The organism is Bradyrhizobium cytisi (assembly GCF_008123515.1).
Taxonomy (GTDB): Bacteria; Pseudomonadota; Alphaproteobacteria; order Rhizobiales; family Xanthobacteraceae; genus Bradyrhizobium; species Bradyrhizobium cytisi.
The window spans coordinates 106671-120327 of the sequence record NZ_VSSR01000007.1; the positions used below are offsets into that span (position 1 = coordinate 106671).

Annotated in this window: 12 protein-coding genes; 8 read left to right on the forward strand and 4 right to left on the reverse strand. The window is 65.4% G+C overall.

Translation table 11 applies throughout. The features are described from left to right. Window positions 1–124 precede the first annotated feature (124 nt). The 7 genes from FXB38_RS03900 to FXB38_RS03930 all read left to right on the forward strand — a co-directional run bounded on the left by FXB38_RS03900 (window position 125) and on the right by FXB38_RS03930 (window position 7979). Window positions 125–1270: an isobutyryl-CoA dehydrogenase gene (locus tag FXB38_RS03900; RefSeq protein ID WP_148749449.1), complete on the forward strand. Its 1146-nt coding sequence runs from the start codon at window positions 125–127 to the stop codon at window positions 1268–1270. After that, window positions 1267–2334, forward strand: coding sequence for an enoyl-CoA hydratase/isomerase family protein (locus FXB38_RS03905; protein ID WP_148749450.1), 1068 nt, complete (start codon window positions 1267–1269; stop codon window positions 2332–2334). The genes FXB38_RS03900 and FXB38_RS03905 overlap by 4 nt, the downstream gene beginning before the upstream one ends. Then, window positions 2331–3251 (forward strand): 3-hydroxyisobutyrate dehydrogenase, encoded by a 921-nt coding sequence (mmsB, locus tag FXB38_RS03910; protein ID WP_246229645.1) that lies wholly within the window; start codon window positions 2331–2333, stop codon window positions 3249–3251. Before FXB38_RS03905 ends, mmsB begins: the two co-directional genes overlap by 4 nt. Then, a complete protein-coding gene (locus tag FXB38_RS03915; protein WP_148749452.1) occupies window positions 3251–4966 on the forward strand; it encodes an AMP-binding protein in 1716 nt (571 codons plus the stop codon). Before mmsB ends, FXB38_RS03915 begins: the two co-directional genes overlap by 1 nt. A 161-nt stretch (window positions 4967–5127) precedes the next feature. Then, complete coding sequence (locus tag FXB38_RS03920) at window positions 5128–5607, forward strand: MaoC family dehydratase (RefSeq protein WP_148749453.1); 480 nt, start codon at window positions 5128–5130, stop codon at window positions 5605–5607. Window positions 5608–5838: 231 nt separating this feature from the next. Then, on the forward strand, window positions 5839–6756 hold the full coding sequence (locus FXB38_RS03925; protein WP_148749454.1) for an SDR family NAD(P)-dependent oxidoreductase: 918 nt from the start codon (window positions 5839–5841) through the stop codon (window positions 6754–6756). After that, entirely contained in the window at window positions 6753–7979 is a 1227-nt protein-coding gene (locus FXB38_RS03930) for a BaiN/RdsA family NAD(P)/FAD-dependent oxidoreductase (protein WP_148749455.1), read from the forward strand. Before FXB38_RS03925 ends, FXB38_RS03930 begins: the two co-directional genes overlap by 4 nt. Here FXB38_RS03930 and FXB38_RS03935 read toward each other — a convergent pair. Next, window positions 7974–9191: an MFS transporter gene (locus FXB38_RS03935; RefSeq protein WP_148749456.1), complete on the reverse strand. Its 1218-nt coding sequence runs from the start codon at window positions 9189–9191 to the stop codon at window positions 7974–7976. The two genes, FXB38_RS03930 and FXB38_RS03935, sit on opposite strands and share 6 nt — an antisense overlap. A gap of 93 nt (window positions 9192–9284) precedes the next feature. Between FXB38_RS03935 and FXB38_RS03940 the strand changes: the two genes are divergently transcribed. Further along, window positions 9285–10187, forward strand: coding sequence for a LysR family transcriptional regulator (locus tag FXB38_RS03940; RefSeq protein WP_148749457.1), 903 nt, complete (start codon window positions 9285–9287; stop codon window positions 10185–10187). On the opposite strand, the gene FXB38_RS03945 is transcribed toward FXB38_RS03940, so the two are convergent. The 3 genes from FXB38_RS03945 to FXB38_RS03955 are packed head-to-tail and all read right to left on the reverse strand — an operon-like array spanning window position 10184 to window position 13584. Next, window positions 10184–11263 (reverse strand): D-TA family PLP-dependent enzyme, encoded by a 1080-nt coding sequence (locus FXB38_RS03945; protein WP_148749458.1) that lies wholly within the window; start codon window positions 11261–11263, stop codon window positions 10184–10186. The two genes, FXB38_RS03940 and FXB38_RS03945, sit on opposite strands and share 4 nt — an antisense overlap. A 3-nt stretch (window positions 11264–11266) precedes the next feature. Next, window positions 11267–13078, reverse strand: coding sequence for an ABC-F family ATP-binding cassette domain-containing protein (locus FXB38_RS03950; protein ID WP_148749459.1), 1812 nt, complete (start codon window positions 13076–13078; stop codon window positions 11267–11269). A 2-nt stretch (window positions 13079–13080) separates the two neighbouring features. After that, window positions 13081–13584, reverse strand: a complete 504-nt coding sequence (locus FXB38_RS03955) for a YaiI/YqxD family protein (protein WP_148749460.1) — start codon at window positions 13582–13584, stop codon at window positions 13081–13083. Between the last annotated feature and the right edge of the window lie 73 nt (window positions 13585–13657).

Consider the following 13657-nt stretch of genomic DNA (forward strand, 5'->3'; position numbering starts at 1 on the left):
CCCGCGACAAAATTGCGAAGCAATTTTGCGCTGGTGCGACGAAGCAATCCAGCATCTTTCCGCGGAGTCGGTCTGGATTGCTTCGCTTCGCTCGCAATGACGAGAGAAAAATGAGCAACCCAGCATGCAGTTCGCTCTGAACGAGGATCAGGTCGCGGTTCGCGATATGGCGTTGGCGTTTGCGGCGGAAAAGATCGCGCCGCACGCGCTGCGCTGGGACGAGGAGAAGCATTTCCCCGTCGAGGTGATGCGCGAGGCGGCCACCCTCGGCATGGGCGGCATCTATATCCGCGAGGATGTCGGCGGTTCTGCCATGACGCGGTTCGACGCGGCGCTGATCTTCGAGGCGCTGGCGACGGGCTGCCCGACCACCTCGGCCTTCATCTCTATCCACAACATGGCAAGCTGGATGATCGATGCCTACGGCAACGACACCCAGCGCCACACATGGCTGCCAAAGCTCTGCACCATGGAGCTGATCGCGAGCTACTGTCTGACCGAGCCGGGCGCGGGCTCCGATGCGGCCGCGTTGCGCACCCGCGCGGTGCGCGACGGCGATCACTATGTGCTCAACGGCCAGAAGCAGTTCATCTCCGGCGCCGGCGGCACCGATCTCCTGGTCGTGATGGTCAGGACCGGTGGCGATGGCCCCGGCGGCATCTCGACTCTCGTTATCGACGGCAAGACGCCGGGCGTCTCGTTCGGCGCCAATGAGCGCAAGATGGGCTGGAACGCGCAGCCGACCCGCGCCGTGATTTTCGAGAACGCCCGCGTGCCTGTTACCAACCGGCTCAGCGAGGAGGGCGTCGGCTTCAGGATCGCGATGGCCGGCCTCGATGGCGGCCGCCTCAATATCACGGCTTGCTCGCTCGGCGGCGCGCAGACCGCGCTCGACAAGGCGCGCAGCTACATGAAAGAGCGAAAGGCGTTCGGCAAACGCCTCGACGAATTTCAGGCGCTGCAGTTCCGCCTCGCTGACATGGCGATCGAACTGGAAGCGGCGCGCACCTTCCTGTGGCGTGCCGCGGCGGCGCTCGACCGCAAAGACCCCGACGCCACCATGCTGTGCGCGATGGCAAAACGCTTCGGCACCGATGTCGGCTTCGAGGTCGCCAACCACGCCCTCCAGCTCCACGGCGGCTACGGCTACCTCAGCGAATACGGCATCGAGAAGATCGTGCGCGATCTGCGCGTGCACCAGATCCTCGAAGGCACCAACGAAATCATGCGGCTCATCGTGGCGCGCAAACTGATCGAGGGCGCGCGATGAGTTCGGTGGAAGAGGGCGACCTGATCGTTCGCCGCGAGGGCGCGGCGGGCGTGATCCGGCTGAATCGTCCGAAGGCGATCAACGCCATGACGCTGGAGATGTCCGAGGGCATCGATGCTGCGCTTGACCGCTTCGAGACCGATCGTGAAGTCGCCGTGATCATCCTGGAAGGCGCCGGCGAACGTGGCCTGTGCGCCGGCGGCGACATCCGTGGCCTCTGGGAGAGCTCGCGCGAAGGCGGCGACCTCGGCGCGCGGTTCTGGCGCCAGGAATACGTCATGAATGCGCGGATCGCGAAATATCCGAAGCCCTATGTCGCCTTCATGGACGGCCTCGTGATGGGCGGTGGCGTTGGCCTGTCCGGTCATGCCAGCCATCGAATCGCCACTGATCGCACCAGATTGGCGATGCCCGAGGTCGGGCTCGGCTTCTTCCCGGATGTCGGCGGCACCTGGCTGCTGTCGCGCTCGCCGGGTGAGATCGGCACTTATTTCGGCCTGACCGGCCAGACCATGAACGGACCCGACGCGATCCATGCAAAATTTGCGGATGCCGTGGTGCCTGCGGCGAAATGGCCTGAGCTGCGCGCGGCGCTGACGAAGGTTCGTAAGGGCGTGACTGCGGCTGATGTCACCAAGCTCATCAACGGAGTTGCAACCGGCGAAACCTCAGGGCCGGTGGCCGCAAAAGAACCGATCATCAACGCGTTATTCGGTTTCGACCGTATGGAAGACATCTTCGCGGCGCTCAAGCGCGACGGCTCGGAGTTCGCGCTGGCGACGCTCAAGACGCTCAACGAAAAATCGCCGCGCGGCATGGTGGTTACCCTAAAACTCTTGCGGCTGGCGCGCAGCGCGTCGAGCCTGGAACAGTGTCTGGTGCGCGAATATCGCGCCGCGCTGGAGGTCTTCCGCAGCGACGATTTCCGCGAAGGCGTGCGCGCGGCCGTGATCGACAAGGACCGCAATCCGAGCTGGTCGCCGCCGCGGATCGAGGATGTGACGCCGCAAATGCTCGCGCGGTATTTCGCGGAGATCGGCGCCGACGAGCTGAAGTTCAACTGACAACGTTACAAGCGGAGGAAACGAAGATGGCCACGATCGCATTCATCGGTCTCGGCAACATGGGCGGCCCGATGGCCGCCAATCTGGTCAAGGCCGGCCACAACGTGGTGGCGTTCGATCTCGCCGAGACCTCGCGCAATCAGGCCAAGGCCGACGGCGCCAGCATCGGCGAAAGCGCTGCGAGTTCAGTGAAGGGCGCCGACGTCGTCGTCACCATGCTGCCGGCCGGCAAGCATGTGCTCGGCGTCTGGAACGAGGTGGTGCCCGCCATGGCCAAGGGCGCGCTGATCATCGATAGCTCCACCATCGACGTCGAAAGCGCGCGTCAGGCGCATGCGCTCGCAGCAAGGCATGGCGTGCTCTCCGTCGATGCGCCGGTCTCCGGCGGCACCGGCGGGGCCAAGGGCGCGACGCTCACCTTCATGTGCGGTGGCGAGGAGGGCGCGTTCGCTGCGGCCAAGCCGGTGCTGGAAAATATGGGCAAGAAGATCGTGCATTGCGGCGGCAGCGGCGCCGGCCAGGCCGCGAAGATCTGCAACAACATGATCCTCGGCATTTCCATGATCGCGGTCAGCGAGGCCTTTGTGTTGGCTGAGAAGCTCGGGCTCTCGCATCAGGCGCTGTTCGACGTCGCCTCGACCTCGTCGGGTCAGTGCTGGTCGCTCACGACCTATTGCCCGGTGCCGGGCCCGGTGCCGACCTCGCCCGCCAACAATGATTACAAGCCCGGCTTCGCTTCGGCGCTGATGGTGAAGGATCTGACCCTGGCGCAGGACGCTGCGAAGGCCGCCGGCGCAGCAACGCCGCTCGGCCAGCACGCGCAGGAGATTTACCAGGCCTTCGACAAGGCGGGGCAGGGCGGGGTGGATTTTTCCGGAATTATCAAGCACGTTAGGGGGCTGACCGGGAAAGCTTAATGACGACATTTCAGGAAGCGCGCGCGTTTCTGCTGCACAACCGCACGGATTACGAGACAGCAGTCAGGGATTTCCGCTGGCCCGATCCGGTTGCTTTCAACTGGGCGCTCGACTGGTTCGACGAGCTGGCGAAAGATGCGGAAGCCAAGGACAGACCCGCGCTCTGGATCGTCGATGCCGCGCAGGACAAGCAGACCAAACTGTCTTTCGCGGCGCTCTCGAGGCGCTCCAATCAGGTCGCCAACTTTCTCCGCGCGCAGGGCCTGAAGCGTGGCGATCATCTTCTGCTTCTCCTCGGCAATGTAGTCCCGCTCTGGGAGACGATGCTCGCCGCGATGAAGCTCGGCGTCGTCGTCATTCCCGCGACCACGTTGCTTACCGCGGATGAGCTGCGCGACCGGCTCGATCGCGGCAAGGCCAAGGCGGTGGTGGCGGCCGAAGACCAGGTCGCGAAATTCACAAGCCTCGACGCCGAGAACATCGTGCGCATCGTGGTCGGCGCGGCCTCCGACGGCTGGCTCGCCTATGATGAGGCAACGAAAGCGCCGGAAAGTTTTGCCGCTGACGGTCCGACCAAGGCCAACGACCCGATGCTGCTCTATTTCACCTCGGGCACGACTGCAAAACCAAAGCTGGTGCGGCACAGTCAGCGCAGCTATCCCGTCGGGCATCTCTCGACCATGTACTGGATCGGGCTGAAGCCCGGCGATATCCATCTCAACATCTCCTCGCCCGGCTGGGCCAAGCATGCCTGGAGTTGCTTCTTCGCACCATGGAATGCGGGTGCAACCGTGTTCGTGGTCAACCAGCCGCGCTTCGATGCCAAGGGCCTGCTCGCCACAATCGGCCGCTGCGGCGTCACCACGCTGTGCGCGCCGCCGACGGTGTGGCGGCTGTTCATCCAGGAGAACCTGGCGTCGTTCAAGGTGAGCTTGCGCGAAGTCTGCGGCGCCGGGGAGCCGCTCAACCCTGAGGTGATCGACCGGGTCCAGGCCGCCTGGAGCCTCACCATCCGCGACGGCTACGGCCAGACTGAAACGACCGCACTCGCCGGCAACTCGCCGGGGCAGAAGATCAAGGTCGGCTCGATGGGCCGGCCGCTGCCGGGCTTTCGCGTGCAGGTGAGCGATGCCGACGGCCATCCGGCCAGGGAAGGCGAGGTAGCGTTGCTGCTCGGCACTGACCGTCCGGCTGGCCTGATGCAGGGCTATCAGGGCGATGACGGCGAGCTCTCGGGCGCCGAAGGCGAGCTCTATCGCAGCGGCGACGTCGTGTTCGAAGACGAGGATGGTTACCTCACCTTCGTCGGCCGCTCCGACGACGTCTTCAAATCCTCCGACTATCGCATTAGTCCGTTCGAGCTGGAGAGCGTGCTGCTCGAGCACGAGCTGGTTGCCGAAGCCGCGGTGGTGCCGAGCCCCGATCCGATCCGGCTCGCGATCCCCAAGGCCTTCGTGCTGCTGACATCGGGCGCCGAGCGAACGCCGGAGACAGCACTCTCCATCTTCAGGCACCTGCACACGCGGCTTGCGCCGTTCAAGCGCATCCGCCGCCTCGAAATCGTCACCGAACTGCCGAAGACGATCTCTGGCAAAATCCGCCGCGTGCAGCTACGACGGCTCGAACGCGACGATGATCGCAACGATCCGCTGCGCGGCCGGGAATTCCGCGAGGAGGATTTTCCGGAGCTGCCGAAAACAAGAAGTGAAACGTAAGTGAACAGTCTACGCTCGTCATTCCGGGGCGCGCGAAGCGCGCGCCCGGAATCCATTTCGCAACAGACTCTGCCGCGTGATGGATTCCGGGCTCGATGCTCCGGGCCGCGCTTACGCGGTCCCGTCGCATCGCCCCGGAATGACAGCAGTTGGAGTTGCTAATGAACGAAATCTGGAAGAAGCCGCCGATCACGCTGGAGGCCTATCAGGCCATGGTTGGCACGGAGATCGGCGTGTCCTCGTGGCACCTGGTCGATCAGCCCCGCATCGACACCTATGCCGATGTGATCGAGGATCACCAGTTCATCCACGTCGATCCCGAGCGTGCCAAGAAGGAAACCGCCTTCGGCACCACCATCGCGCACGGTTTCCTGACGATGTCGCTGCTGTCGATCATGTCCTACGAGGTGATGCCGGTGATCGCCGGCACTACAATGGGTGTCAATTACGGCTTCGACAAGCTGCGCTTCATCTCGCCGGTGCGTTCGGGCAAGCGCATCCGCGGCCGTTTCGTGCTGGCCGAAGCCAAGCTGCGCAAGCCCAACGAGTTGCAGTCCCGTACCAGCGTGACGGTGGAGATCGAAGGCGAGGACAAGCCCGCGCTGGTCGCGGAATGGCTGGGCCTGATCTATTTCGCGTAAGTCGGCCGGGGCTTGACCCGGAAACCCATCGCTGCTCAAAAGTCTGTTAAATCGCGCTCGGTGCACCCTCTCCCCTTGTGGGAGAGGGTGGCGAAATCGAGCGGAGCGAGATGACGCCGGGTGAGGGGTGTCTCTCCACACGCTTATCTGCCGAGACAACCCCTCATCCGGCGCTTCGCGCCACCTTCTCCCACAAGGGGAGAAGGGAAGAAAGCACAGGGAAGCACACTCATGGCAATCAGGTTCGACGGACGCGTCGCCATCGTCACCGGCGCAGGCAATGGTCTCGGAAAGGCGCATGCGCTGGGCCTGGCGAGCCGCGGCGCGAAAGTCGTGGTCAACGATTTCGGCGGCGCGCGTGACGGCAGCGGCGGTTCGCTCTCGCCGGCCGAGACCGTCGTCGAGGAGATCCGCAAGGCCGGCGGCACCGCGATGGCCGACGGCGCCGACGTCTCGAATTTCGAGCAGGTCACCGCCATGGTCGAGCGCGCCACCAAGGAGTGGGGCAGCGTCGACATCATGTGCGCCAATGCCGGCATCCTGCGCGACAAGTCGTTCGGCAAGATGGAAGCGACCGATTTCCAGAAGGTGCTCGACGTGCATCTCGTCGGCACCTTCTATTGCTGCAAAGCGGTCTGGGCCGGCATGCGCGACCGCAATTACGGCCGCATCGTGCTGACGACCTCGTCCTCCGGCCTCTATGGCAATTTCGGCCAGGCCAATTACGGCGCGGCCAAGTCCGGCATGGTTGGCCTGATGAACGTGCTGGCCGAGGAAGGCCGTAAGACCAACATCCGCGTCAACATCATCTCGCCGACCGCGGCCACCCGCATGACGGAAGAGCTGCTGCCGCCGCAGGCGCTGCAATTGATGAAGCCGAACGCGATCACGCCCGCCGTCGAGTACATGCTGAGCGAGGACGCACCGACCCGCACCATCATGGGCGCCGGTGCTGGCTCCTTCGCCGTGATCAAGATTCTTGAGAGCGAGGGCATCAATCTGCCGGAGTCCGACTGGACCCCCGACGCGATCGTTGCGCATTTCGCCGAGATCAGCGACATGTCGAAGGCAAAAGCGCTGACGGGTGCGTTCGAGCAGACCCAGAAGTATGTGGCGCAGGCCGCTGCGCGGGCGGGGATCAAGCTCTGACTGACGTCGCCGTCATCGGTGCCGGTCCCGCCGGGCTGATGGCGGCGGAGGCGCTCGTGTCGGGTGGCGCCCGCGTCACCGTCTATGACGCCATGCCGTCCGCAGGCCGCAAATTCCTGATGGCCGGCCGTGGCGGTCTCAATCTCACGCACAGCGAGCCGTTGGCGGATTTTCTTGCGCGCTACCGGGAAGCAATGCCGGATCTGCGCGCGGCGATCGAGGCGTTTCCGCCGGATGCGCTGCGCGACTGGAGCGCGGCACTTGGGCAGCCGACCTTCGTCGGCAGCAGCGGACGGGTGTTTCCCAGAACGTTCAAGGCCTCGCCCTTGCTGCGCGCCTGGCTGCGGCGGCTGGATGCGGCCGGCGTGCAATTCGCGTTTCGGCATCGCTGGACCGGCTGGGACGAGGCGGGCCGGCTCCAATTTCAAACGCCCGATGGCGCGCGTGCCATCGCCCGGACAGCAACCGTGCTCGCGCTCGGCGGCGCGAGCTGGCCGCGCTTGGGTTCGGATGGCGCTTGGGTCGATTGTCTCGCCGCCAGGGGCGTTGCCGTCTCGAAGCTCAGGCCGGCCAATTCCGGTTTCACGGTCGCATGGTCCGACGTGTTTCGGGATCGGTTCGAAGGCCAGCCGCTCAAGGGCGTGGCGCTGACGGTCGGCGCGCACACGGTTCGCGGCGAAGCCATGATCACCCGCGGCGGTATCGAGGGCGGCGCGATCTACGCGCTGTCGGCAGAGCTGCGCGAGGCGGTGCTGGGGATCGGGCGGGCGACACTGATGATTGCCTTGCGGCCCGATCTTGACGCCGACGCGCTGACCAGGCGCCTGTCGGGCACGCGCGGCAAGCAATCGCTCGCGAACTTTTTGCGCAAGGCGGCACAATTGTCGCCGGTCGGCATCGGGTTGATGCAAGAAGCGGCCATTGCGTCTGGCCGGTCGCTGGCGGCGCTTGCGCCTGCGGAGCTCGCGCATCTGGTGAACGCGATCCCGGTTCAGCTCACCGGTGTTGCCACGATCGATCGCGCCATCTCGTCCGCGGGTGGGATTGCCTTCGATCAGCTCGACGAGCATTTCATGCTGAGCAAACTGCCCGGCGTGTTCGCCGCCGGCGAGATGCTGGATTGGGAAGCGCCGACCGGCGGCTATCTACTGCAGGCGTCGTTTGCGACCGGTGCGGCGGCGGGCAGGGGCGTGTTGGAGTGGCTTGCGTCCTCCTGTTCATGACGTCCCCGTCCTTGTCACGAGATCCGTGAGGAAACCGAGCATACCAAAGCTCGCCGCCACCACGCAGACCGCGGCCCAGCCGCCAAAACTCCAGGCCAGCGAGGCCGCCGCTGAGCCGATACCGCCGCCGATGAAGAACAGCGCAACGAACAGGCCGTTGATGCGGCCACGCGCCTCGGGCCGCAGCAGATTGACGGCGCGGCGGCCGAGCGTCTGGTCGGCGGTGATGCCAATGTCGAGCAGGATCGTCCCGAGGCTCAGCACCAGCAGAGCCGTCATGCGGGACTCCATCGTACCGGCCCAGGCGCAGAGCGTGAGCGAGCCGATGATGCCCAGATGTGCGGCGAAGAACAGCGGGCGTGCCCAGCCCTTGTCGCCCCAGCGGCCTGCAAGCGGCGTCGCCGCGGCGCCCGCGACGCCGATCAGCGCGAAAGCAGCTATGCCCTTGGCGTCGAGCGCAAACGGTGCTTCCGGCAGGCGCAGCGCGACCGCGGACCAGAATGCGGTGAAAGATGCCATGACCAGCGATGCGGTCCAGGCCCGCACGCGCAGCACCGGCTCTTCCCGCAGCAATTTTGGGAACGAGCGCAGCAGTTCGCCGTAGCCGACGCGGGCCGCCGGTTGCAGCGTCGGCAGATAACGGCCGAGCGCACCGGCGAGGATCGTCATTAGGATCGCTGAGGCGAGATAATAGGCGCGCCAGCTCCAGAGATCGGCGATCAGGCTCGCCGCGGGCCGGGACAACAGGATGCCGATCATCAATCCGCTCATCACCTCCCCGATGGCCTGGCCGCGGCGCTCGGGCGCCACCATCGAGGCCACGAGTGGAACCATCATCTGGATCGCCGCGCAGGATGCGCCGAGGACGAAGGTGGCGATCAGCAGCAGCACGGGCGTTGGTGCGAGTGCCGTTGCCTGCGCGGCGAGGATCGCGCAGCCGAGCGTGCGCAGGATCAGCAGCCGGTTCTCGATGAGATCGACCAGCGGCACCAGCAACAGCAATCCGAGCGCATAGCCGAGCAGTGTCAGCGTGCTGACGAGGCCAGCCTGCGAGGTGGTCATGGACAGGGATCGGCCGATCAGTCCAACGAGAATCTGCGGCGCGAACAAATTGGTGACGACCACGCCGGTGGTGATGGCGCCGAGCCAGATCAGCGGTCGCTCGGCGAGTTGCTTTCGGGATGCGAGCTTGGTGGTTTCGGAGATGGTCATGGGGCCTCGCGGGCTGGATGCGGGTCCCTCTTTAAGGCGGGCTGGCAATATGCTACAATTCAATTAAGCCTATAAAGAATATGCGAGTTCGTTATGAACACCCATGACCTCGTCGCGTTCGTTGCTGTGGTCGAGACCGGATCGATCGTTGCGGCCTCGATGCGCCTCAATCTCACCCAGCCTGGCGTGACCCGGCGCATCCAGAATCTCGAGGAGATGCTGGGCGCGCAGTTGTTGGACCGCCTGTCGAAACCGCTGAAGCCCACGGCCGCAGGTCATGAGGCCTATGAGCAGGGCCGGCGCCTGCTGAGGATGCTGGATGATCTCAAGGCCGGCGTCGCTAATGATGGCGTAGTACGCGGCGAGTTCAGGCTCGGCCTCACGCCATTTCTCTCCGAGGCCGGACTCAGCGCGCCGCTCGATGCGGTGCGTGCCGAATTTCCGGCGCTGAGCGTGCGGGTCGTCTCGGGCTGGTCGCCCAACCAGGTCGAGAGGGTCAGCCGCAATGAACTCGATGCCGCTGCGATCTGCCTGCCCGACGGGGCAGTTCCGCCCGCCGATCTCGTCGCCGACGATCTCGGCTCGCAGCCGGTGGTGTTCGTCGTCGCGCGCGAGATGAAGATCCCGCGCACCGTCGACCTCGAGCGTCTGTCGCAGCTCTCATGGGTGATCAACCAGGACGGCTGCGGATTTCGCGACACGCTCAAGCGTCGCTTCGACGCCGAGCATTTGCCGTTCACCGTCGCCGTGGAGGCGCTGGACAGCGAGCTTCGGCTGTCGCTGGTGTCACGCGGTCTGGGCGTCGGACTGGTCACGCCGATTGCGCTGAAGCGCAGCGCGTTTCGAGACAAGCTCAAGCCGGTCGCTGCGCGCGACTTCAATCCCGCCGTGCGCGCATGGCTGGTGCATCGCCCGCCGGCCGGTCGTCTGACCGGCCCAATCAAGCTGTTCCGCGACGGCCTGGATCGGGAGCTACAAGCTCTAATTCACGCCTAGCGCAGCTTCCCACGCGCCGCCACCGGCAGCGTGCCGATGATCTCCTCGCCGCGGACCATCACGACCTCGTCCATCATGTTGACGACGACGCAGACGTGGTTCGGCACGATGCGGACGACGTCGCCGACGTTCGGTCGTGTGTTGCTGCGGGAGAGGTCGAGGAAGCCGTGCTCCTCGGCGAAGCGCGCGATCTTGGCTTCCGGGTGCTCCAGGATCAGGCCGTGGCCGTCGAGCCCGCCGGTATCGGTCGTCAGCGTCTTCGAGCCGGCGTCGAGGATGCCGCGCTCGGGTGCGGCGCGGCTCACCACCGTCGAATAGATGTGCAGGGCGCAATCGTCCCAGGTGGCGGAGCCGGCGGCGACCTGCATGCGGTCGTTGTAAATGTAGGTGCCGAAGCGGTGCTCGGTGCCGCCCTTGAGCTTGCCGATGTTCTTGAGGTTCGGCGTGCCGCCGGTCGACACGATCTTGGCATCGAGCCCGTGCGCGCGCACGCCGGCGAGCGCCTCGTCGAAGAATTTCTGCGCTTCGCCCCAGCCGGTCTCGGTCGGGTAGAGCATGAAGCCGGCAAACACCAGTCCCCTGGACGCTGCGATCTCGCGTGCGAGCGCAATCGCCTCCGCCGGCGTCTCGACGCCCGCGCGCTTGCGGCCCGTGTCGCATTCGACGACGACCGAGAGCGGACGGCCCGAGGCTGCTGCAGCTTTGGGGAGGCCGGCAACGACGGTCGAATTGTCGGCGGCGACCGTCATGTTGGTTTTGGCATTCAGCGCGCCGAGGCGCGCCATCTTTTCCTCGCCCAGCAGATTGTAGCTGATCAGGATGTCGTCGATGCCGGCATTGGCCATGATCTCGGCCTCGCCGATCTTCTGGCAGGTGATGCCTTTGGCGCCGGCCGCGACCTGCATCTTCGCAATGGTCGGACTCTTGTGCGTCTTGATGTGGGGACGGTTGGCGATGCCGGCGTCGTCGCAGGCCTTCTGGATCCGCGCGATGTTGCGCTCGACCTTGTCCATGTCGATGACGGCGCAGGGCGTACCGTATTCACGGGCGAGTTTTGCGGCAAGAGCAGTTGTCATGGGTTATGCCTGTTCGATTTCTTCGCGGAGCATTTCAAGTTCAAGCCAGCGCTCTTCGGAGGCGGACAATTCGTCGTGCGCCTTGGCGATCGCGGCGGAGGTGTCGTCGAATTTTTTGCGATCCTTGACATAGAGGTTGGGATCGTCGAGCACGCGTTGCAGCTTGGCGATATCGGCCTGCAATTTTTCCATCTTCTTCGGCAGCGTTTCCAGCGCATGCTTCTCATTGAAGCTCAACCGCCGTTTTGACGCGGCGGCGGGAGCCGCGGCCCGCTCTTCCTTCTTCTCCGCGGGCGCTTGCTGCTTCGCAGTCTCGCGCTTCAGGTCGGCGCCGCGTTGCGTGAGCATGTCGCTATAGCCGCCGGCATATTCGGTCCACTTGCCGTTGCCTTCGGGCGCGATCACGGAGGTGACGACGCGGTCGAGGAAATCGCGGTCATGGCTGATCAGGATCACGGTGCCATCGTAGTCGCCGAGCATGTCTTCGAGCACGTCGAGCGTTTCGAGATCGAGATCGTTGGTCGGCTCGTCCAGCACCAGCAGGTTCGACGGCTTCGCCAGCGCGCGCGCCAGCATCAGCCGGCCGCGCTCGCCGCCCGAGAGCACCTCCACCGGCGTGCCGCGCTGCTCCTGGGCGAACAGGAAGTCCTTCATGTAGCCGACCACATGCTTCGGCTTGCCGCCGACCATGATCTGGTCGCCGCGGCCGCCGGTCAGCGCCTCGGCCAGCGTCGACTTGGGATCGAGGCTTTCGCGATGCTGGTCGAGGGTGGCCGTCTCCAGATTGGCCCCTAACCGCACGGTGCCGGAATCCGGCTGCGCGCCGCCGGTGAGCAGATTGACCAGCGTGGTCTTGCCGGCACCGTTGGGACCGATGATGCCGAGCCGGTCGCCGCGCTGGATGCGGGTGGAGAAATTGTCCACGATGATACGGTTGCCAAAAGCCTTGGTGATGCCCTTGGCCTCGATCACCAGCTTGCCGGATTGCTCCGCCTCCGACGCGGCGAGACTGGCGGTGCCGGCGGTGCCGCGATAGTTGCGGCGCTGGTCGCGCAGCGCATGCAGATTACCGAGCCGCTTGACGTTGCGCTTGCGCCGCCCGGAGACGCCGTGGCGCAGCCAGTGCTCCTCGTCGACGATCTTGCGGTCGAGCTTGTGCTGGTCGCGCTCTTCTTCCGCGAGCACCTCGTCGCGCCAGCTCTCGAACGAGGCGAAGCCGCGGTCGATCTGCTTGATCCTGCCGCGGTCGAGCCATGCCGTCGCGCGCGAGAGATTGCTGAGGAAGCGGCGGTCGTGGCTGATGATCACCAACGCACTGCGGCGGCTGTCGAGTTCCTTTTCCAGCCATTCGATGGTGGCGAGATCGAGATGGTTGGTCGGCTCGTCCAGCAGCAGGATGTCGGGTGAGGGTGCGAGCACCCGCGCGAGCGCCGCGCGGCGGGCCTCGCCACCGGAGACGTTGGCCGGGCTCTCGTTGCCGGTCAATCCGAGTTGCTCGACCAGGTAGCGCGCCTGGTATGGATCGTCACCCGGTGCGAGGCCCGCCTCGACATAGGCGAGCGTGGTCTTGTGGTCGCCGAAATCAGGCTCCTGCTGCAAATAGCGAACCGTCGCGCCGGGCTGCACGAAGCGTGTGCCGCCGTCGGGCTCAACCAGGCCGGCGGCGATCTTCAGCAACGTAGACTTGCCGGAGCCGTTGCGGCCGATCAGGCAGACACGCTCGGATGGCGCGACATTGAGCTCGACGCCGCTCAAAAGCGGCGTGCCGCCGAAGGTCAGCTTGATGTCCTTGAGTTGGATCAGCGGCGGCGCCATGACTAGCCTTGACTCGAATTCTGGCTCATTGCGGCCTGGTCGGCGCGCCGGCGCTGGATCCGGCGCAGCGTCTGGTCGAGCGCCGAGAGGAATGTTGAGCGGTCGCGCGGCGCGAACGAGCGCGGGCCGCCGGTCACTTCGCCGGCTGAGCGCAGATCCGTCATGAGATTGCGCACCGCCAGCGTCATCCCGATCGATTCCTCCGTGAACGGTTTGCCGTTCGGCGCGATCACGTCGGCGCCCGCCTTCACGCAGCGGCTCGCCAGCGGAATGTCGGAGGTGATGACGACGTCGCCGGGCTTGGCCCTCTCGGCGATCCAGTCGTCGGCCGCGTCCATGCCCGCGCCGGCGGCGATACGCTCGATGAGGGGATCGTTCGGCACACGGATAAAGTTGCCGGCGACTACGCTCACGGGCACGCCGTGGCGGAGCGCGACGCGGTAGATTTCGTCCTTCACCGGGCAGGCGTCGGCGTCGACATAGATGCGGGTGGGGGTGTCAGTCATTCGCCGCGTGGTACCCCATTCGCGCCGCAAAGGCGAGGGGATTGACCCCGGTTCCGTGAGGCCTACGATCGGC

What these genes read in the sequence shown, in the direction of transcription:
- FXB38_RS03900 (WP_148749449.1), top strand. Translation starts at nt 125, where the DNA reads ATGCAGTTCGCTCTGAACGAGGATCAGGTCGCGGTTCGCGATATGGCG.
- FXB38_RS03955 (WP_148749460.1), bottom strand. Translation starts at nt 13,584, where the DNA reads ATGACTGACACCCCCACCCGCATCTATGTCGACGCCGACGCCTGCCCG.
- FXB38_RS03945 (WP_148749458.1), bottom strand. Translation starts at nt 11,263, where the DNA reads ATGACAACTGCTCTTGCCGCAAAACTCGCCCGTGAATACGGTACGCCC.
- FXB38_RS03940 (WP_148749457.1), top strand. Translation starts at nt 9,285, where the DNA reads ATGAACACCCATGACCTCGTCGCGTTCGTTGCTGTGGTCGAGACCGGA.
- FXB38_RS03905 (WP_148749450.1), top strand. Translation starts at nt 1,267, where the DNA reads ATGAGTTCGGTGGAAGAGGGCGACCTGATCGTTCGCCGCGAGGGCGCG.
- FXB38_RS03920 (WP_148749453.1), top strand. Translation starts at nt 5,128, where the DNA reads ATGAACGAAATCTGGAAGAAGCCGCCGATCACGCTGGAGGCCTATCAG.
- FXB38_RS03915 (WP_148749452.1), top strand. Translation starts at nt 3,251, where the DNA reads ATGACGACATTTCAGGAAGCGCGCGCGTTTCTGCTGCACAACCGCACG.
- FXB38_RS03935 (WP_148749456.1), bottom strand. Translation starts at nt 9,191, where the DNA reads ATGACCATCTCCGAAACCACCAAGCTCGCATCCCGAAAGCAACTCGCC.
- FXB38_RS03950 (WP_148749459.1), bottom strand. Translation starts at nt 13,078, where the DNA reads ATGGCGCCGCCGCTGATCCAACTCAAGGACATCAAGCTGACCTTCGGC.
- FXB38_RS03925 (WP_148749454.1), top strand. Translation starts at nt 5,839, where the DNA reads ATGGCAATCAGGTTCGACGGACGCGTCGCCATCGTCACCGGCGCAGGC.